Source organism: Aestuariivivens sediminis (assembly GCF_022662105.1).
Lineage (GTDB): Bacteria > Bacteroidota > Bacteroidia > Flavobacteriales > Flavobacteriaceae > Aestuariivivens > Aestuariivivens sediminis.
In genome coordinates, this window is record NZ_JAKMCP010000002.1 from 719,181 (window position 1) to 738,034 (window position 18,854).

Annotated in this window: 19 protein-coding genes; 17 read left to right on the forward strand and 2 right to left on the reverse strand. The window is 37.3% G+C overall.

Annotated features, from left to right (window positions below; translation table 11 throughout):
• The first annotated feature begins 20 nt into the window (after window positions 1-20).
• The 12 genes from MR054_RS07325 (at window position 21) to MR054_RS07380 (ending at window position 13,579) form a co-directional block, all read left to right on the forward strand.
• Complete coding sequence (locus tag MR054_RS07325; RefSeq protein WP_242157222.1) at window positions 21-326, forward strand: hypothetical protein; 306 nt, start codon at window positions 21-23, stop codon at window positions 324-326.
• 275 nt (window positions 327-601) lie between these two features.
• Window positions 602-1,591: an NAD(P)-dependent alcohol dehydrogenase gene (locus MR054_RS07330; protein ID WP_242157223.1), complete on the forward strand. Its 990-nt coding sequence runs from the start codon at window positions 602-604 to the stop codon at window positions 1,589-1,591.
• Between the two features lie 65 nt (window positions 1,592-1,656).
• Window positions 1,657-2,310 (forward strand): DinB family protein, encoded by a 654-nt coding sequence (locus tag MR054_RS07335; RefSeq protein WP_242157225.1) that lies wholly within the window; start codon window positions 1,657-1,659, stop codon window positions 2,308-2,310.
• A 936-nt stretch (window positions 2,311-3,246) separates the two neighbouring features.
• Window positions 3,247-4,812 carry a glycosyltransferase family 39 protein gene (locus MR054_RS07340; RefSeq protein ID WP_242157226.1) on the forward strand — a complete coding sequence of 522 codons (1,566 nt, stop codon included), beginning with the start codon at window positions 3,247-3,249 and terminating at the stop codon, window positions 4,810-4,812.
• A gap of 544 nt (window positions 4,813-5,356) precedes the next feature.
• Window positions 5,357-6,019, forward strand: coding sequence for a CPBP family intramembrane glutamic endopeptidase (locus MR054_RS07345; protein WP_242157227.1), 663 nt, complete (start codon window positions 5,357-5,359; stop codon window positions 6,017-6,019).
• A gap of 190 nt (window positions 6,020-6,209) precedes the next feature.
• Entirely contained in the window at window positions 6,210-6,701 is a 492-nt protein-coding gene (locus tag MR054_RS07350; protein WP_242157228.1) for a CIA30 family protein, read from the forward strand.
• Between the two features lie 216 nt (window positions 6,702-6,917).
• Window positions 6,918-7,328 (forward strand): putative quinol monooxygenase, encoded by a 411-nt coding sequence (locus MR054_RS07355; RefSeq protein ID WP_242157229.1) that lies wholly within the window; start codon window positions 6,918-6,920, stop codon window positions 7,326-7,328.
• A 133-nt stretch (window positions 7,329-7,461) separates the two neighbouring features.
• Window positions 7,462-8,292 (forward strand): bifunctional helix-turn-helix domain-containing protein/methylated-DNA--[protein]-cysteine S-methyltransferase, encoded by an 831-nt coding sequence (locus MR054_RS07360; RefSeq protein ID WP_242157230.1) that lies wholly within the window; start codon window positions 7,462-7,464, stop codon window positions 8,290-8,292.
• 132 nt (window positions 8,293-8,424) lie between these two features.
• Window positions 8,425-8,913, forward strand: coding sequence for a DUF1203 domain-containing protein (locus MR054_RS07365; RefSeq protein ID WP_242157231.1), 489 nt, complete (start codon window positions 8,425-8,427; stop codon window positions 8,911-8,913).
• Window positions 8,914-9,181: 268 nt separating this feature from the next.
• Complete coding sequence (locus tag MR054_RS07370) at window positions 9,182-11,557, forward strand: TonB-dependent receptor (RefSeq protein WP_242157232.1); 2,376 nt, start codon at window positions 9,182-9,184, stop codon at window positions 11,555-11,557.
• A 291-nt stretch (window positions 11,558-11,848) separates the two neighbouring features.
• Entirely contained in the window at window positions 11,849-12,202 is a 354-nt protein-coding gene (locus MR054_RS07375; protein WP_242157233.1) for a DUF3088 family protein, read from the forward strand.
• A gap of 33 nt (window positions 12,203-12,235) precedes the next feature.
• Window positions 12,236-13,579: a sulfatase family protein gene (locus MR054_RS07380; RefSeq protein ID WP_242157236.1), complete on the forward strand. Its 1,344-nt coding sequence runs from the start codon at window positions 12,236-12,238 to the stop codon at window positions 13,577-13,579.
• Window positions 13,580-13,595: 16 nt separating this feature from the next.
• On the opposite strand, the gene MR054_RS07385 is transcribed toward MR054_RS07380, so the two are convergent.
• A complete protein-coding gene (locus MR054_RS07385) occupies window positions 13,596-14,390 on the reverse strand; it encodes a universal stress protein (protein WP_242083413.1) in 795 nt (264 codons plus the stop codon).
• Between the two features lie 92 nt (window positions 14,391-14,482).
• Between MR054_RS07385 and MR054_RS07390 the strand changes: the two genes are divergently transcribed.
• From MR054_RS07390 to MR054_RS07400, 3 genes are read left to right on the forward strand one after another with little or no spacing between them, the layout of a single operon-like run.
• On the forward strand, window positions 14,483-14,983 hold the full coding sequence (locus tag MR054_RS07390; protein ID WP_242157237.1) for a GNAT family N-acetyltransferase: 501 nt from the start codon (window positions 14,483-14,485) through the stop codon (window positions 14,981-14,983).
• The gene (locus MR054_RS07395) at window positions 14,980-16,314 is read left to right on the forward strand and encodes an MATE family efflux transporter (RefSeq protein WP_242157395.1); all 1,335 of its coding nucleotides are present in this window, start codon (window positions 14,980-14,982) and stop codon (window positions 16,312-16,314) included. Before MR054_RS07390 ends, MR054_RS07395 begins: the two co-directional genes overlap by 4 nt.
• A gap of 29 nt (window positions 16,315-16,343) precedes the next feature.
• Window positions 16,344-16,514, forward strand: coding sequence for a hypothetical protein (locus tag MR054_RS07400; protein ID WP_242157238.1), 171 nt, complete (start codon window positions 16,344-16,346; stop codon window positions 16,512-16,514).
• Window positions 16,515-16,618: 104 nt separating this feature from the next.
• On the opposite strand, the gene MR054_RS07405 is transcribed toward MR054_RS07400, so the two are convergent.
• On the reverse strand, window positions 16,619-17,248 hold the full coding sequence (locus MR054_RS07405; protein ID WP_242083416.1) for a 2OG-Fe(II) oxygenase: 630 nt from the start codon (window positions 17,246-17,248) through the stop codon (window positions 16,619-16,621).
• Window positions 17,249-17,350: 102 nt separating this feature from the next.
• Here MR054_RS07405 and MR054_RS07410 point away from each other — a divergent pair, with 102 nt between their 5' ends.
• Together MR054_RS07410 and MR054_RS07415 are read left to right on the forward strand one after the other, a co-directional pair.
• A complete protein-coding gene (locus MR054_RS07410; protein WP_242083417.1) occupies window positions 17,351-17,803 on the forward strand; it encodes a 6-pyruvoyl trahydropterin synthase family protein in 453 nt (150 codons plus the stop codon).
• A 277-nt stretch (window positions 17,804-18,080) separates the two neighbouring features.
• The gene (locus MR054_RS07415) at window positions 18,081-18,839 is read left to right on the forward strand and encodes a UDP-2,3-diacylglucosamine diphosphatase (RefSeq protein WP_242157239.1); all 759 of its coding nucleotides are present in this window, start codon (window positions 18,081-18,083) and stop codon (window positions 18,837-18,839) included.
• Window positions 18,840-18,854: the final 15 nt, after the last annotated feature.

The window sequence follows — 18,854 nt, forward strand, 5'->3', positions numbered from 1 at the left end:
AAATTTCATACTTATATGATATGCTTTATCCTTATTATAAAACCTATGAGGAGGAACGTTCAAGATTCCACATTCTTCATAGTGAACATAAGCTATTAGAATACTTTTCAATGAATTTCGATAAGAAACAAAATATAAGCTACTACGGGCTTTTTTTTGAAATAAGTCAGGAGGACTTTACAAAACTCAAGACCGATTCAATGTTCCTTAAGCTTTTATCTGCAATTTCGTTTGAAAACAGTGCAACTCTGGACAGAGCAAAAAGAATTGAACAAAGTATTCAAACACTTATTGAAAATATTAATTCGGAATTAAAATCGGAATAACAAAGGTACAATCAAGCTCTCCACATCTAATGCAGTAACAATAGTGCAATGTGGAGAATCCCTTCTTAGCAGCAACCCCTTTTATCATAAAAACCCACCGCCAGACCCCATCACCAAATGATTTTTTATTTGGTGTGATAATTAAAATTATTATGATAATTAATATGTAGGACTTATCTTTAAAAATTAACAGATAAACTACACCATTTGGTGTATATATATATTAAACATAAACACAATATGTTTATCCAGTCGTTGTGTACAATTTTGAATCAATGAAATCTATTCTTTTTAAGAAATACGGAACAAGTAAGAGTCTCAGATTGGAAGATATAGACAAGCCTAAATGTAGAAACAATGAGATTCGGATCAAAATATATGTGGCATCTGTAAATGATTGGGACTGGGGGTTATTAAGAGGAAAACCATTTATTAACCGAATGATTTTTGGATTATTTAGACCCAAAGTAAAAACCTTAGGACTAGACATTTCGGGGACAGTCGACTCAATTGGAAAAGATGTATCTCGATTTAAAATTGGGGATGAGGTTTTTGGTGACATTTCCAATTACAAGTGGGGTGGATTTGCTGAATATGTTTGCGTAAAAGAGGATATTCTTAAGCATAAGCCTAACAACATGACATTTGAAGAAGCGGCTGCAATTCCTCAGGCGGGGGTATTAGCAATTCAAGGGTTCATGGATAAAATAAAACTTAACCAAAATCACCATATATTAATAAATGGTGCCGGTGGAGGCTGTGGGTCATTTGCCATACAAATAGCGAAAAATTTAGGGGCTAAAATAACTGCGGTTGATAAATCTAGTAAGTTCGATACGATGATTTCTTTAGGTGCAAATCAAGTAATTGACTATACCAAAACTGATTTTACCAAAAATACTGGAGCTTATGACTTTATATTAGATTTTGCTGGATATCACAACCTGAAAGATTATAAACGTTCGTTGAGAAAGAAAGGTATTTATCTTATGGTTGGCGGCTCAACTAAATTGATAATGGAGTGTCTTTTTCTTGGCTCAATTCTATCTCTATTTAGTTCGAAAAAATTTAAAATATTACCTCACAAGCCAAATAAGTACTTGAATGAACTGATTAAGTTAAAAGGAGAAGGGAAATTAAATATTTTGATTGATCGTTCTTTTCCTCTAGAAAAAGTGCCACAGGCCCTAGAATATTTTGGAAGTGGTGAGGCCAAGGGAAAAATTATCATATCCGTAGTAGAAGCTGTACACAACAAAACCTAAAACTGCAATAAAATGCAGTTTAGCCAGAACGTTAGCGAGAATCAAAAAAACATAAATAAAGAAATATGAATGAAATAGAAAAATCATCAAGACGGTCATTTATAGGAAAAACTTTAGCATTAACATCGACTTTGGCTTTAACTAGTCTAGCGTTTAAGGCATCGGACCGGGACAATACGATTGAAGAAGGGTTATTTATGATTGGACCAAGAAAAGGATACACCCCTTTAATTGGAACATTAGTTTCCATGTTAGAAAACATGACCAGCCAGGTAAAGCAAACCATTCGGGATTTAACTGTCGAAGAACTTGACTACCAGTTTGACGAGAATGCGAATACAATTGGTGCCCTAATCTTACACATTACTTCTAGTGAAAAATTTCATCAAATCGGAACACTGGAAAATCGTCCTTTGAATGAAGAAGAACTTAAATTCTGGTATCCTGCAAGAAACCTGAGCGACCCATCCAGCAAAACCATTAAGGGAAATGAGATTGAATATTATCTAAAGATAATGGATGCGGTAAGGAAAGATTCTTTAGCTGGTCTCAAAGAAAAAGATGATACATGGTTGCTTTCACTTGACGAATTCGTCGCGACATCAGAAGTGCCTATAAACAAATTTTGGCGTTGGTTTCACGCTTGCGAACACATGTCTAATCATAACGGCCAAATTAAGTTCTTAAAATCTAGACTTCCTTTAAATAAAAAAGACTAACGTTATAAGTTTAATAAAAAAGTTCACTTCAAAAATAATAGTAAATCAATGAGCATAACAATTTTTTACTTTCGTCATGATATTCTATACAAAAACAAATAATTAATAAATCATCACACCACATCATCACAATTAGTATGATGTTTAGAAAAATTTCTTAGTCCCATTATAATTTTATGTATTTTAGAGATATAAATATAATGGAGATAACCACAATTGCGTTTATTCATTAGTTGTGGTACATTTAATATTGAATTCTAGTAGGCTCTGTATTCTACAATCTCTAGGTCTTTGAAATTTATTATTAGTTCAATAATCATGTCAAATATGTACAAAAGCAAAATTTTAGCAATAGCAGCAATCTTGTTAATAGTACTGGGAATATTTATGATTTACTTAGGTGGTTTTTATGCTCCGAAAATAATGCTTCCTCCAATTATTACTGGGATAGGATTCTTTTTGATTGCCTGGGCTCTAAATGCACTAAAAGATAAGTCATAATGCAATCAAATTGCGCAAAATATGGTTCAAGAGAACCTGATTTTGATTTCCAATAAAAAATGACGTACCACAACATATTATATCACATCTGTGATAGTGTGGTGTGGAGAATCTATTCCAAGAAGTAACTCCTTATTATAAAAATCCCAACACCATATTATTTTTTAAAACCGATAATATTACTGAAATAAATACCATCAAAGTCTTTTATAAATTCTTCTTCTTTCTCCTTCGTAAACTTTTACATCTGTATTAGTGATTATAGGCAGAAGTTTAAAATATTACAGCCTAGTATTAGGTGAAAATTTCCAATTCAGGATAGCGAAATAAAATTTATTTATCTTTAAAGGAATATACATAATGGATATGTATCCAATTTGTTTATTCCTACGTTAGCAGCAATTTTCAAGACCCAATATTAATAACTTTTAAACAATGGAAAAACGGAACTTGAAAATCGATAGAAGGAAAAATAAAATAACAGGCGAGTTACAATTAATAATACTATTTGCTTCCTTAAAATTAATTTTACATTTATTGGTAATCTCAAATTTTGAGTTGCATCGCGACGATTATTTGTATTATGCACAGAGTGAACATCTTGCATGGGGTTACTTTTCAGCGCCACCAACTGTTGCTATTATATGTAAGCTTGCGACTTTAATTTTTGGAAATACTGTTTTTGCAATTCGTTTTTTCCCAGCATTAATAGGGGCATTTTGTATTGTAATTATCGGTCTGGCAATTAAAGAATTGGGGGGTAAAAAAATTGCAATATCACTCGGAAGCCTTTCATATTTACTTTCCCCATCCTTTTTACACACTAATTATCTTTTGCAACCAGTTTGTGTTGAGCACTTCTACTGGCTACTTTCAACATATCTAATTTTATTATTGATAAAACGAAACAATCCTAAAATATTGATTTGGATAGGAATTGTTTTTGGTTTTGGATTTATAAATAAGTATTCTATGGTGTTTTTTGTAGTGGCCTTTGCCATCTCATTACTAATCTCTCAATACAGAAAGTTATATCTATCAAAATATTTTTTATTTGCCATAGTAGCTGGTTTAATTATTATTTTCCCAAACCTTCTTTGGCAATATCTACATAACTGGCCGGTGCTTATGCACATGTCCGAATTGCACGATACACAACTGGTAAATGTCAAGCTTTCTGATTATTTGTTTGACCAATTGTTAATGAATGCTCATACAATCTTTTTGTGGATTACCGGATTGTTGGTTTTGTTATTTTATAAAAAAGAAAATCAGTACCGGATATTTGGACTTATTTGCATTTTTATTGTTGCCTTAATAGCATTGGGGAAAGGAAAATCTTATTATACACTGGGTTTGTATCCGATACTTTTCATTTTTGGAGCTTATTTTACTGAAAAATATATAAAGAAATATTTGATTTATGTTTCCAGTTTCCTTGTATTGTTTATGTTTCTAGGTCTGTATATTTCATTTTCTTTCGATGGTATTCCTTTAATGACATTTGAAAAAGCACTTAAAGAAAAAGCCTACAGATGGGAAGACGGCGATTATCATGATTTACCGCAAGATATGTCAGATATGACGGGTTGGAAAGACATCGGGAAAACCGTAAATGATATTTTCTTGGAATTAGGTACAGAAAACAAAAATAACTGTAATATTTTTTGTTATCATTATGGACAGGCGGGAGCAGTAATGTTTTACGGAAAAAAGAATAATATCCCTCAACCGATTTCATTTAATGGCAGTTTTGTATTTTGGTCGGTCGACAGCCTTTCAAAAGATTATCTGATATGGGTTCATTCTGATTTGCATAATGACTTTAATCCGGATAGCATATTGCCTAAACGTTTTAAAAAAGTTACTTTAAAAGCAACTATTGATAATAGATATTTCAGAGAAAATGGAACTAAGATTTATCTTTGTGAATACCCAACACCAGAATACAAAATTTATTATGCTAAACTCATTAAGCAATATAAGAATAAATATCGCTAACACAGGTCTAGCTGTATGTTGTTTGACTTTCTACCTGACAAATCCTTCAGATACTTCAATACAACAGTCACGCTAAAAGCACTATAGCCAATTTAAAAAGATATTATGTGAACATAAACAAACTGGGCTTATCTGAAAATCTTCGATATCCTTATTTTTAATTTTACACATTATATTAAGCCACATCAGTTATAGTGTGATGTGGAGAATTTATTCCTAGCAACCCCTTTTATCAAAAAAACCCACCACCAGACCCCATCACCAAATGATTTTTTATTTGGTGTAATAATTAAATTTATTATGATAATTAGTATGTAGGACTTATCTTTAAAAATTAACAGATAAACACATGAGTGTGTTTATCCGTTTGTCGGCAAACAAACTTAAGAGACAGCTGAACTAAAATTAAGATGAATGGAATAAATATATCCAAAGCATGCATTTTACAATTCAACCAGCCTTAACTATAGTTAACCTCAACAGCTTTCTAGGTAGATAGCGAAAATTTATGTTACGCTCATTATAAAATTAAAAAAATAGAAAGATGAATAAAGTAACTCTTAAACAAACAGTAATTCCATTAGTCACCCTGGCCATTATTTGTTTCATGTACTTTGGGCCAATCACCAGAACACCTTTTGAAAATATAATTATCTCTATCATCATAATTATAGCTAACTCTATAGAATACAAAGGAAAACCCTTTTCAGCGCTTGGGTTTCAACGTGCAAAATTCAATGTAAAAAATCTCCTTATACTTGCTCCGTTAGCAGCCATAGGACTCTTTGCTTTTTATGTCATTATAATAGTTCCTGGAATTGAGATGCTAACAGGAGTACCCATTGATTATTCAAGCATGAGACAACTGGAAGGAAATCTTCAAGTTACCATCGTCTGGTTATTAGTAGTGTGGGCTACAGCGGGATTTGGAGAAGAAATTATTTTTCGAGGTTATTTTATGCGACAGTTTTTTAAATTCTTTGGAGATAGCAAAATCAGTCTTGCCATCAATATTCTCATATTTTGTAGCTTTTTCGGATATATGCACATGCAGCAAGGCATTACAGGACAACTTGTTGCAGCATCTATGGGAGCAATCTTATCCATAATATTCTACATACGCAAATACGATTTGTGGTTTATGATTATACTTCATGGCTTTTTTAATACCCTGGGTATACTCAGCTTTTACTTTGGATTGGCCTAACCTTGGTGATTAGTTTATCAAAATAAATACCTCCCCTATGTTTACATTGGCAATTGTTGAGATAAATTCCATATATTAAGGACTATAATGGGATGTGCTTAATTTTTATGCATTCGGCATGCCTCTGTAATCAAAACAGAAAAGACATAAATTGAAATTCTTAATTGTTATATTGGTCCTATTTACGTCTATGAGGTCACAGCTACTATTCGATTTTAATTCGAATTCAGATATAAAAAACTGGGTGATTGTCGATGATGTGGTTATGGGTGGAACATCGTCAGGTTCCTTCGGAATAAGTCCTGATGGTCACGGCGTTTTCACTGGGACCATCTCCCTGGATAACAATGGAGGCTTTTCTTTAGTGAGGTACACTTTTGAAAGAACTTTAATTTTGGATTTCACGAAAATCGTACTCCATATAAAAGGTGATGGAAAGCCATATCAGTTTAGAATAAAATCCAATTCGGGAGATTATTATGCCTATATAACCCCTTTTTCAACTTCCGGAAATTGGCAGGAAATAGAAATTCCTCTTAGGGACATGTACCCCTCTTTTAGGGGAAGACGACTGGATAAACCGAATTTTTCAGAGGCCTATATTGAAGAATTGGCCTTTTTAATCGGGAACAAAAAAGAAGAACATTTTAAGCTCTTGATCGATAAAATAGAATTGCGCTAATGGCTTTGAAATAGATCATGTTTTGTAACAAGGTAGCTTTTAACAATTACTGATTTTAGCGCGACCCCTGTGACCAAGGCGATGACAAGTATATTATTGGTCTTTGAAAAATCCCGGCGCATCAATACAAAATTTGACATACCCCATGTTTTGGAGAGTCTGAAATTGGTGTTGAAAATCAAGGAAAAATAACTATTAATCATTAAATTCATCTGTATGAAAAATATCAAAAGTTTAGCGGGACTTACCGTATTCATCGTATTACCCTTAGTTTTAATGGCGTGGTGGCCTTCTGAAACCATTTCAGATCATCATTCGGAGGAACAGACCATTGTGCTTTTAAACTTTAAAGCCCAACCCGAAAAAGGGGATCTTGCCGTTTCAGAATTAACCCAATTGCTGGAGGAGGTGAGAAAGGAGCCTCATTTCGGATCCATAACACTACATGTTGACCCAAACGACAGTACAAACATTCTGCTTTATGAAGCATGGGACGATATCTCCTATTACAATACGGAACATATGAATACGCCTCACCTTAAAGCCTTTATGGTCAATTCCAAAAACTTCCTGACGGGACCTCCGGATATTACCTATTGGAGCGTCAAACAGGTATTCAAAAAATAAAGCTGCTTGTAGCCCTAGCTTAATAGATCCCGAAAGGTTCAACCACAACGGGTCCGGGCATGTATGAGATCGCATTATAAAGAAAAGCAACAAACGGATTGTTTTAAACCCCTAAAGTCATGAACTTTGTAGTATGGAAACATGTAATACCCATTATCGCGTTGTTGAGCAGGTCATCAAATTTTTAGATAAAAATCGGATACACCAGCCTTCCCTGGAGGACATCAGTAACCATGTCTGCCTCAGTAAATTTCACCTACAACGGGTGTTCCAGGATTGGGCGGGAGTGACCCCCAAGCAGTTCTTACAATACCTTACTGTTGAACATTCAAAATCACTGTTGCTACAAGGTAAAAGTACGCTCGAAACATCCTATGAGGTCGGGCTCTCAGGAAATGGCCGGTTACATGACCTGTTTGTAAAGTGTGAAGCGGTATCGCCGGGAGCATTTAAAAACAAGGGAGAAGATATTCGCATACAATGGCAGGTCATTCAAACCGTGTTTGGAGATACCTTAATTGCGGAAACCCCAAAAGGGATCTGCAAAGTTAGTTTCCTGAATCCCGATGCCAATCCCATGGATGACTTAATGAATGATTTTCCAAAAGCCCATTTTAAAAAGGCATTGGGTAAGAATGGCACTTTGCTTAAATCCTATTTTGACACCTGGCAAGTGCCTCATGACAGAATTAATCTCCACTTTAAAGGAACGCCATTCCAAATTCAAGTCTGGAAAGCCTTGTTACAGATTCCGGTTGGTGCCTTAGTGGCCTATCAGGACATTGGATATAAAATAGGTAACCCCAAAGCCGTGAGAGCCATTGGTACAGCCATTGGTAAAAATCCCATTGCATACTTGATTCCCTGCCATAGGGTAATTCAAAACAATGGATTTTCAGGGCATTATCGTTGGCAAGATGAACGAAAGAAAATTATCAATGCTTTCGAGTCTGCCCACTTTTAAACTTTAGCCAAACCCGGATGGTATGCCCATAATTCGATTCTTTTAAGAAATCGGTTTGGAGACATGAAACAGGAAACGGCAAATACATGGCGCGAACCCTAGAGCAATGGCTAACGATAGAACGATAAGAAAATGAAATACGATTTTATCATAACAGGCATCAAATCCCATGAGATAGAGGATCTCCTCAACCTCAACGACCAAGAACTTAAGGCCAGAGGCTTCTGTAAACTAATTGCAGATGAAAATCCGGGTTACCCTTGCAGAATCAGTTTAGAAGACGCCCATGTGGGTGAGGAACTATTGGCTTTCCATTACGAACACCATAAGGTAAACTCCCCTTACCGGTCTTCAGGGCCTGTATTTGTTAGATATCATGCTGGGGAGGCCCACTTAAAAAAGAATGAGATCCCAAATATGCTGCGGCATAGGCACCTGTCTTTACGAACTTATAATGACGACGGCATGATGATCGATGCCCGTACACTGGACGGAAAAGACCTTGAATCTCACATTCAAAACCTGTTCAGCAACAAAAAAGCCAAATATATTCAAGTGCACAATGCTAAACCCGGTTGTTATAATTGCCAAATTGATAGATTGGAAAAGGAGATTCAGTAACCATCCAAATTCTGCAAAGGCAACCCCCACTTATAACCTGCACCAAAGTAATGGTGCCATTTTATTCCAAAAACATGTATCTTTTTAGTATCTTCGACGTTTTAGTTTAAAGTCAGGATGGTTCTGTAATCTTAAAAGATAAAAGTTGTCTCGTTTTCTCGAATTTTTATCATTTTGATGTTTAAAAATCAACTTAAATACAGGTTTTTTATTTTAAACCTCATGAGACTGCTCCAATATAAAGAAGTCCAGTACCCCAAAAACGTATATGACCCTATTCATGCAACATGCCCTATTCCTTTTATGTGTAGTAGTGATCTCCGCTTTGGGCATGGCACAGGGTCAAGCCATTGCTATTGTTGGCACTCTGGTTGAAGAAAATACCGTACAGCCCATTCCCTATGCTACCGTTGCCATTTACGATTCCAATACGAAGGAAATCATAACAGGAGACACCACCGATGATACGGGTCAATTTAAAATAAGGCTATCGCGGACCGACTTTTATCTGGAAATTAGTTTTATGGGATATAAAACAAAAACCATCTCCACGTTTACCGTTTCCAATGGAACCATAGACTTGGGGACTATACAACTCTCACCAGACAGTCAAGCCCTAAATGAAGTTGTGGTAACCGGTGAAGTTTCCAGAACGGTATTCAAACTGGATAAACGTGTTTTTAATGTCGGTACAGATATAAGCAGTACCGGCGTAAGTGCTCTTGAAGTACTCAACAATGTGCCTTCGGTAAATGTAAATATCGAAGGTGAGGTGACCCTGCGCGGTAGTGGTGGTGTGCAAATTCTAATTAATGGGAAACCTTCGGTACTGGCCGATCAATCCGGCAATGCTCTGGGCACCATTACCGCAGATATGATAGATAGTATTGAGGTGATTACCAACCCGTCAGCCAAGTATGAAGCTTCGGGTACAGCGGGTATTTTGAATATTATCTTGAAAAAAGAAGAAAAGGCAGGATGGAATGGTTCTATTTCTGCCAACACCGGAACACCGGATAATCACAGCATAGGTGGCAGTATAAACCGCAGGACAGAACACTTTAACTTATTTACACAGTTTGGTGCAGGATACCGTTCATTACCCGAGGATACTAAAGCCATTAACCGTAACTTAACCAATGGCGAGTCCATTTTAAGCTATGGTGAGGAGTTTAGAAACGAAACCTTTTTCAATATCACCCTGGGTACAGACTATCACCTGAACAAATATAATGTGCTTACCCTTTCAGGAAATTTTGCCTATGAGATTGAAGACCAACCCTCCGAAACCAATTTCAGTTTCTTTAATGGGAATGATCTGGTTTCGCGATGGGTAAGACGTGAAACCACAGATGCCAACAATCCCAAGTGGCAATATGAATTTAACTGGGCAAAGACCTTTCAAAACAATGAAGAACACACCTTTCAATGGAGTGCCTTGGGAAGTTTTTTTGGAAAAGACCAATCCTCATTGTTTAACGATACCACCCTGGAAGGCGACAATGTAGATCGTAACCAGCGTACCGCCACCGTATTTCAACAGGCCGATTACACCTTTAAGGCCGATTACGTCAATCCGCTTACGGAAGAATACACCATCGAAACAGGAGCGCAATATGTTATTAATGATGTTGGTAACGATTTTGAAGTTCAGGATATCATAGATGGCAACTTCATTACCGATGACAACCTGACCAACAATTTTGAATGGACCCAAAAGGTATTGGGCCTATATGTAACCGGGGCTTACGAGAACGATACCTGGGGCTTAAAAGTGGGGCTGCGCATGGAAAGTACAGATCTGAGCACCTTACTCACCAATACCAACGAAGCTAACTCCCAAAATTTTACCAATCTATTCCCTACCTTGCACACCTCCTATAAACTGAATGACAATTTTTCCCTTCAAGCAGGCTATTCAAGGCGAATTTTTAGACCGCGATTGTGGGATTTAAATCCTTTCTTTAACATTAGGAATAATTTTAATGTTAGAGTGGGTAACCCGGATCTGCAACCCGAATTTACGGATTCCTATGAATTAACCAGTATTTATAAAATTGGTAAGGCATCGATGAGTTCCAGTCTTTACCATCGCTATACAACTGAGGTTGTTGAACGCGTCTCCACTTTTGAAAATAATGTAACATTAACCTCCCCTGAAAATATTGGTACCAATGCTTCTGTGGGTTTTGAGACTAATGGAAAATACAGTCCCTCAAAATGGCTGACCCTTACCGGTGATTTTAATTTCAACTATTTTGACCGCAAGGGTACTTTTGAAGATCAAATATTCGATTTTACCGGTAACCGATGGTCTGCCCGATTGGGTTCAAAAATTGGATTGCCTGCTGCTATTGATTTGGAATTCATCGGAAACTACAGCTCCGATTTTAAAACCGTACAAGGGGAACAACGAGGTTTTGCTTCTTTGGACTTGGGAATGCGAAAAAAAATATTAAACGGAAAAATAGTCCTCAATCTCGGAGTTAGGGATGTCTTTGCCTCAAGACAAGAAGAACGTTTTGTAAACCAACCCACTTTTGAAACTTACGATTTTGAACTGCGTGGGCGCTTTGTTACATTTGGTATAAGTTACGGTTTTGGCAAGGGAGAAGCGATGACCTATTCGGGAAGAAGACGATAACAGGTATCTTAGCTTCAATTAAAGCGGGTGGCAAACGGTAGTTAACTCTTATATTTCCACCTCAGCGTACTTTTCTTTTTAGTACCTTAGTCACTTTGGCACACCAATTCAAAATCCCTTGTTCCCAAATGAAGGACGGGGACTAGGTTCGGAGTCCCAATGGTAGGAAACTGCTTATCCAGCTGAAACCCAAGAAAAATTGATCGGGATGGTCGAAGCGGCATTTTGAAATTTTAAAATAATAGATACAGGCATTGATTAGGTTTTTCCCACTGCACTAAATCCATAACTATGGCAAAACTATTTTTACTTAAACCCGATTTCTCTGATAAAAACATGGATGACAAGGCCAGATATTACTGCCCCTATTGTGCCATGATCCTTGGTGTTTTAAATTATTACCCCAGGCTGAAAGACGAGCTGGACATTAGCTTTATTGATTTTGAAAGACCGCGAAAACAAATCGTTGACTTGATCGGTGAAGACAATCAGGGATGTCCAAACCTTATCCTGAATAAGGAGGATGTGGCTGAATTGGGTGATATAAGCTATCTTAAGCCCTATGGGGCCTATTACTTTGTTAATTCAGCGCCCCTTATCGCAAGATATTTTTCCGAAAAATATCATATTGGTAAGGCACATTAAACTACTCATACACTCTATAAATTACAGTCAACGATGCTAAAAGTTTTCAGTTTCATATTAGCCACTATTACACTAGGCTATCCGACCTTAGGGCAAACAACAAATAAATCAACACGTCCAAATATCCTGTGTATTTTGGTAGACGACTTGGGTAATGGCGATCTGTCCGTACAGGGGGCGGCCGATATGCAAACCCCGGCAATAGATAACCTCGCGCAACACGGTCTTACCTTTACAAACTTTTATGCCAACAGTACGGTTTGTTCTCCAAGCCGTGCAGCACTGTTAACCGGACAATATCCCGATATGGTGGGCGTGCCCGGCGTTATCAGACAAATTCCGGAGGATAATTGGGGAAATCTTATGGACCAATCCTTATGCATCGCTGAAGTTTTAAGAGAAAATGGGTACGATACGGCCATGATAGGAAAATGGCATTTGGGACTTCAGGCCCCGGACCTCCCTAATAAAAAGGGATTTCAACTATTTAAAGGCTTCCTTGGGGATATGATGGATGATTATTGGACCCATCTAAGAGGCGGGATCAATTGGATGCGACATAATGAAACCGAAATCAATCCTGAAGGCCATGCTACAGATATTTTCACCGACTGGACCATTGAATTTCTTAACAATCATCACAAAGCGGACCAACCTTTTTTTCTATACCTTGCCTATAATGCGCCCCATTTTCCCATTCAACCCCCAAAAGAATGGTTGGATCAAGTCATGGAACGGCAGCCCAATAGTTCTGAAAAAAGAGCAAAAAATGTGGCTCTAATTGAACATCTCGACTATAACATTGGCCGAATAATGAAGGTTTTAAAGGAAACCGGGCTGGACCAAAATACCCTGATCGTCTTTACTTCAGACAATGGTGGTGCACTCAGGTACGCCCAAAGCAACGGAAGGTTAAGAGGAGGGAAACAGGACATGTACGAGGGAGGTATTCGCGTGCCCACATTCTTTTATTGGAAAAATAAAATCCTCCCAAACAGTACAACGCCAAATTTGGCCATGCTAATGGATCTATTTCCCACATTCTGTGAAGTTGCAGAAATCGACGTGCCTCAGTCCATTGACGGTATTAGCCTATTGCCCTCACTATTGGGTAAACCACAATCCACCAATACGCGTTATCTCTTTTGGGTAAGACGGGAAGGCTGGCATTATGGAGGACAGGCCTATTATGCCGCACGTTATGGGGATTTAAAGATTTTACAAAACACCCCCTTCGAACCTGTACAAGCTTTCGATTTAAAAAATGACCCCTATGAAAAACAGCCATTAAATCCATCGGATATGGAACAATACCAGGATCTTCGTTTTCAACTCCAGAACCACATAAGAAAAGCCGGGGCCATTCCATGGCAGTAAAGGACCTAATGTTAAACTACTTCAATTCACTTAATACCAATACCGGGATAGCGCTGTGAAAATCTTTTTTTAATATGGTATTCTTTTCCCATTTTTTGGCGAAAAACCCTCGTTTTCTCCTAACCACACAAAGCATATCTGGATTATGGGCTTCGTAATGACGCAATACGCCTTGAAAAGTGGTGGCGTTTTCAGTTTCTGTAATGTGACCTACTATGGACCTTAATTCATCGTTCACCATAAAATCCCCATCGTTGTAATACGGTGTTTTCACCAGCAATAAATCTACAACCGCTTTAAATCGTTCTTTTATATCCTTTAAAGGCTTAAGAACATGGTCTTTTTTAATAATGGCCGACTTAAGCGCCATTAAAATATGGCTTGGTTCAGAAAAGGTATAGCCCTCCGGAACGATCAAGGCCGGGACATGCATTTGTTTGATGATTTTTCCAGAAGTTTCGCCTAAAAACACCTTATCGCTTATAGAATTCGTTCTGGGCTCGATTAAAACTAAATCCACATCGGCAGCTTTGCAGGCCAATTCCAGAGTATCAATTAATTTTCCCTTTAAGGTTCTAATCACAACCTCAACACTTTTGGTATCAATTTGGGATACCAAATCATTTAAAAATGCCAAACTTTCACGCTCAATAATAGGGTCCACCTTTATCATGGTCCCTGCCTTGGTATACACGTTATACACTTGTACGACATAGAGCCTGGCTCCAAATGCCTCGGCAAAATCCACAGCATATTGTAAATGGCTCAATGCATTTTTCGAAGAACCAACAGGGACTAAAATGTTTTTCATGATATCTAAATTAAAAAGCCTATTTTGGCTCAATGCATGTACAAAAGTACATGAATTTTTTCATTTGAAAATTCAAATAAATAGAAATAAAAATGATTCGAAAAGGGACTTATGGTGATATCGACACGGTTGTTTCAATTACTAAAGCCTGTGCTAAACATATGATTGCCCAAAACATCCTTCAGTGGAATGATTCTTATCCCAGCAAACAGGCCTTCCTCAAGGATGTGGAACGTCATGAATTATTTGTGTTGGAAGCAGGAAATGATCTGGTCGGCTGCATTACTATTTCTACACTAATGGATGACATCTACAAACCGGTTTCCTGGTTAACAGCCAATACCCATTCCATTTATATTCACCGGTTAGCCATCCACCCCAGGCACCAAGGTAAGGGCTATGCTCAGCAACTTATGGAATATGCAGAACATTATGCCATAAAAAATAACTATGCCTCCATAAGATTAGACACGTTTTCAAAGAATCCAAGAAATATAAAATTTTACGAACTTCGCGGCTATCAAAGATTAGAGGCCATTTACTTTCCTAAGCAAAGTAAATTCCCCTTCTATTGTTACGAATTGATCTTGTGAACACGACCATAAGCTTTAAACATATCAATAAACTGGCTATTCCTGCCCTAATTTCCGGCGTATCGGAGCCCATTTTATCATTAACCGATGCCGCCATAATAGGTAATGTTGACCTTGATGCGACAGAATCACTTGCAGCCGTTGGGTTAGTTACCACATTTATTTCCATGTTAATATGGGTGTTAGGACAAACGCGTAGTGCCATATCCTCAATTGTCTCGCAATATGTGGGAGCCAACAAACTGGGACAGATTAAAAATCTGCCTGCTCAGGCCATTTTGATCATCACCTCACTAAGCGTGATCATCATTTTCACCACCTACCCTTTTGCAAAGACCATTTTTAAACTCTATAATGCTTCAGACCTCATTTTGGACTATTCGGTGGTGTATTACAGAATAAGGGTACTTGGATTTCCGTTTACCTTGTTCACGATTGCTGTCTTTGGTGCATTCCGTGGTTTACAGAATACGTTTTACCCGATGCTTATAGCGCTTATTGGGACCATGACCAATATTGTATTGGATGTGATTTTAGTGTATGGCATAGAAGGATTTATCCCCGCCATGCACATTCAAGGGGCGGCTTACGCCAGTGTTGCCGCCCAAATTGTAATGGTTGTTTTTTCAACCTACTACTTACTAAAAAAAACATCCATTCCGCTGATACCGCGCTTTCCTTTGAATAAGGAAATCAATCGATTCATTCTAATGATCCTGAACCTTTTTATAAGGACCATAGCCCTGAATGTTACCCTGTATTATGCCAGCGCTTTCGCCACAAGTTATGGTGCCGAATATATCGCCGCGTATACCATAGCCATAAACCTCTGGTTTTTGGGGGCTTTTATCGTTGATGGTTATGCCAGTGCCGGCAACATTTTGTCCGGTAAACTACTAGGGGCTAAGGCATATAAAGAACTGATACACCTAAGCAATACACTTATAAAGTATGGTATTTTCATTGGTACCGGTTTAGGGCTTATTGGAGCCTTGTTTTATTATCCCATTGGAAGGATATTTACCAAAGAACCAGCCGTATTAGCAGCATTTTATAATGTGTTTTGGATCGTATTACTCATGCAGCCGTTCTGTACCCTGGCCTTTATTTTTGATGGCATTTTTAAAGGTCTTGGCAAAATGAAGTATTTGCGCAATGTGCTATTGTTCTCCACCTTTGTGGTCTTCGTTCCTGTATTATTTTATTTGGACAGTTTAGACTTTAAATTATATGGTATTTTTATGGGTATGACCCTCTGGATAATTGCCAGGGGTATTCCTTTAATTATAAAATTCAGAAAAACCTTTATACCTCTTATCCATAATGGTTAACTTTGTTGCCTAAATTAGGAATTCCAACAATGCTATTAGCCGTATTACAACAGGTCAATATCGAAGAAAAAATTAAAAACGCCCCGGATAAAGGTTATGAAATAGGCGTCTTTATTGGTTCTATGATACCGTTTGTAGTATTGGTTGTACTGGCTTATCTTTTGTACAGATACAACAAAAAAAGAATTAATAAGGAATAAAAATTATGGATATAATGTCTTTTTTTAGCGGAAATGGTCTCTTTCTTTTACTGGCGCTGGTTTTAATTATCGTTTATGTTGTCAATCGAAGAAAACGCAAGTGATTATCTCGTTTTCAGCCACCCTGTAATACTAAGACGTTCAACCTGAACCGGTTTGACTTCGTGTTCAATAACCTGACTCTCAAAAATAACAACTTTTCCGGGAGTAGGGTAAATGATTTTGTCCGCTTCCTTTAAATACAATACCAGTTCACCGCCGTACTCCGGTTGCCAACCATCTTCGTTTAAATAACACACCAAGGACAGTTTACGTCTGTCGTCATTTTGAAAGGTGTCGAGATGCTTCCTGTAAAAGGTCCCTTTGGGGTAAATGGCGTAATGAAATTCCTTTTGTAAAATCCCTAAAAAGCAAGTTTTGTTTAAATAACCTATAAAATCATTTACTTTATTAAAAAACAACTTTTCGTTTGTATGGGCATTGGTTTCATCCATCCAAAAAATTAAATCCCCGCGAATGGACTTTACAACATTTTCATTTAACCTATTCCCAATGGCTGCCTTTTTAAACTTATCATCCTCATAGGTTTTTAAAAGGGCATCCCGCAACAAAACCACTTCTTCGTCATTAAAAAAATGATCGACAATACTGTATTTCCGCAGCGCTAAATCCGAAATAATGGATTCATATAACGGATTCTCCTCAAAGTCAATAGACTCAAATAATAAACTCATATCATTATCCCAAAGATCCTTTATGGGAAAAGTGCGCTAATGTAGTATAAAAATGTATTCGTTAAACAAAATGAATATATTTGTGTATTAATTTTTCAAATCATGAGTGCTATACGCATTACTAAGCAATTTTCTTTTGAAACCGGTCATGCTCTTTATGGTTACGACGGCAAGTGTAAAAATGTTCACGGTCACAGTTATAAACTTGCGGTGACGGTTATTGGTAAACCCATTACCGATAATACCCATGTAAAATATGGTATGGTCATCGATTTTGGAGATTTAAAAAAAATCGTAAAAGAGGAGGTCGTTAATGTTTTTGATCATGCAACCGTATTTAACAAAAACACCCCTCATATCGAATTGGCTAAAGAGCTGGAGCAGCGGGGCCATAATATTTTATTGGTAGATTATCAGCCCACAAGTGAAATGATGGTATTGGACTTTGCTAAAAAAATTAAAAAACGCCTGCCCGCCTACGTTAAGCTACACTCCCTGAAACTTCAGGAAACAGAAAGCTCTTATGCAGAGTGGTTTGATTATGACAATATTTAAGGCCATTACGACTCGCCTTGTTCATAGTCATGAAATCAAAGCCCTCTAATCGATTTTAGGACCTCTTTTTACAATGAGGTCATACCTAGGTCATACAGGTGTATTGTTTAAGGAAAAACAGATGTTCACGCATCCGTTAGCAATACCTGTGAATTCTTCAGTAAGACAGCAAGGGCCGTTGGCCATCCGCGTTTTATTACATCCGGTAAAATTGAGCCTACGACTATTTAGGTTTTTCTAATGTCGTACTTATAACTTCTTTGGTTATATTTACGACATGCAAATTCCAGCAGGAAAAAAAATATACTTTGCCTCAGACAATCATTTGGGAGCGCCATCCAGAGCGGCTTCATTACCTCGTGAGAAAAAATTTGTATCGTGGTTAGATGAGGTTAAAAAAGATGCTGCCGTTATTTTTTTGCTTGGTGACCTGTTTGATTTTTGGATGGAATACCGTACTGTAGTCCCCAAAGGATTTACCAGAACATTGGGTAAATTGGCTGAAATAAGTGATTCGGGTATTCCCATACATTTCTTTGTAGGCAATCACGACCTTTGGATGAATGGGTATTTTGAGGAAGAATTAAACATCCCCGTATACCACAAGCCCAAAGAATTCACCTTTAATGGTAAAACGTTTTACATTGGTCATGGAGATGGTCTCGGACCCGGAGATACAGGCTATAAACGTATGAAAAAAATATTTACTAATCCGTTTTGCAAATGGTTGTTTCGTTGGTTACATCCAGATATAGGCGTGCGTCTTGCCCAATATCTTTCTGTTAAAAACAAACTCATTTCGGGGGACGATGATATGAAATTCCTGGGTGAAGACAAGGAATGGCTCGTAAACTATTGTAAACGTAAATTGGAGGACAAACACCGTGATTATTTTGTGTTTGGTCATAGACATTTACCACTTACCATTCCACTGAATAATCATGCCCTTTACATTAATCTGGGTGATTGGATTAGCTATTTCACCTATGGGGTTTTTGATGGCACGCAATTTGAATTGAAAGAATTCGGAAATTAAGATGTTATAAACGTA

What these genes read in the sequence shown, in the direction of transcription:
- MR054_RS07325 (WP_242157222.1), top strand. Translation starts at nt 21, where the DNA reads ATGCTTTATCCTTATTATAAAACCTATGAGGAGGAACGTTCAAGATTC.
- MR054_RS07330 (WP_242157223.1), top strand. Translation starts at nt 602, where the DNA reads ATGAAATCTATTCTTTTTAAGAAATACGGAACAAGTAAGAGTCTCAGA.
- MR054_RS07335 (WP_242157225.1), top strand. Translation starts at nt 1,657, where the DNA reads ATGAATGAAATAGAAAAATCATCAAGACGGTCATTTATAGGAAAAACT.
- MR054_RS07340 (WP_242157226.1), top strand. Translation starts at nt 3,247, where the DNA reads ATGGAAAAACGGAACTTGAAAATCGATAGAAGGAAAAATAAAATAACA.
- MR054_RS07345 (WP_242157227.1), top strand. Translation starts at nt 5,357, where the DNA reads ATGAATAAAGTAACTCTTAAACAAACAGTAATTCCATTAGTCACCCTG.
- MR054_RS07350 (WP_242157228.1), top strand. Translation starts at nt 6,210, where the DNA reads ATGAGGTCACAGCTACTATTCGATTTTAATTCGAATTCAGATATAAAA.
- MR054_RS07355 (WP_242157229.1), top strand. Translation starts at nt 6,918, where the DNA reads ATGAAAAATATCAAAAGTTTAGCGGGACTTACCGTATTCATCGTATTA.
- MR054_RS07360 (WP_242157230.1), top strand. Translation starts at nt 7,462, where the DNA reads ATGGAAACATGTAATACCCATTATCGCGTTGTTGAGCAGGTCATCAAA.
- MR054_RS07365 (WP_242157231.1), top strand. Translation starts at nt 8,425, where the DNA reads ATGAAATACGATTTTATCATAACAGGCATCAAATCCCATGAGATAGAG.
- MR054_RS07370 (WP_242157232.1), top strand. Translation starts at nt 9,182, where the DNA reads ATGACCCTATTCATGCAACATGCCCTATTCCTTTTATGTGTAGTAGTG.
- MR054_RS07375 (WP_242157233.1), top strand. Translation starts at nt 11,849, where the DNA reads ATGGCAAAACTATTTTTACTTAAACCCGATTTCTCTGATAAAAACATG.
- MR054_RS07380 (WP_242157236.1), top strand. Translation starts at nt 12,236, where the DNA reads ATGCTAAAAGTTTTCAGTTTCATATTAGCCACTATTACACTAGGCTAT.
- MR054_RS07385 (WP_242083413.1), bottom strand. Translation starts at nt 14,390, where the DNA reads ATGAAAAACATTTTAGTCCCTGTTGGTTCTTCGAAAAATGCATTGAGC.
- MR054_RS07390 (WP_242157237.1), top strand. Translation starts at nt 14,483, where the DNA reads ATGATTCGAAAAGGGACTTATGGTGATATCGACACGGTTGTTTCAATT.
- MR054_RS07400 (WP_242157238.1), top strand. Translation starts at nt 16,344, where the DNA reads ATGCTATTAGCCGTATTACAACAGGTCAATATCGAAGAAAAAATTAAA.
- MR054_RS07405 (WP_242083416.1), bottom strand. Translation starts at nt 17,248, where the DNA reads ATGAGTTTATTATTTGAGTCTATTGACTTTGAGGAGAATCCGTTATAT.
- MR054_RS07410 (WP_242083417.1), top strand. Translation starts at nt 17,351, where the DNA reads ATGAGTGCTATACGCATTACTAAGCAATTTTCTTTTGAAACCGGTCAT.
- MR054_RS07415 (WP_242157239.1), top strand. Translation starts at nt 18,081, where the DNA reads ATGCAAATTCCAGCAGGAAAAAAAATATACTTTGCCTCAGACAATCAT.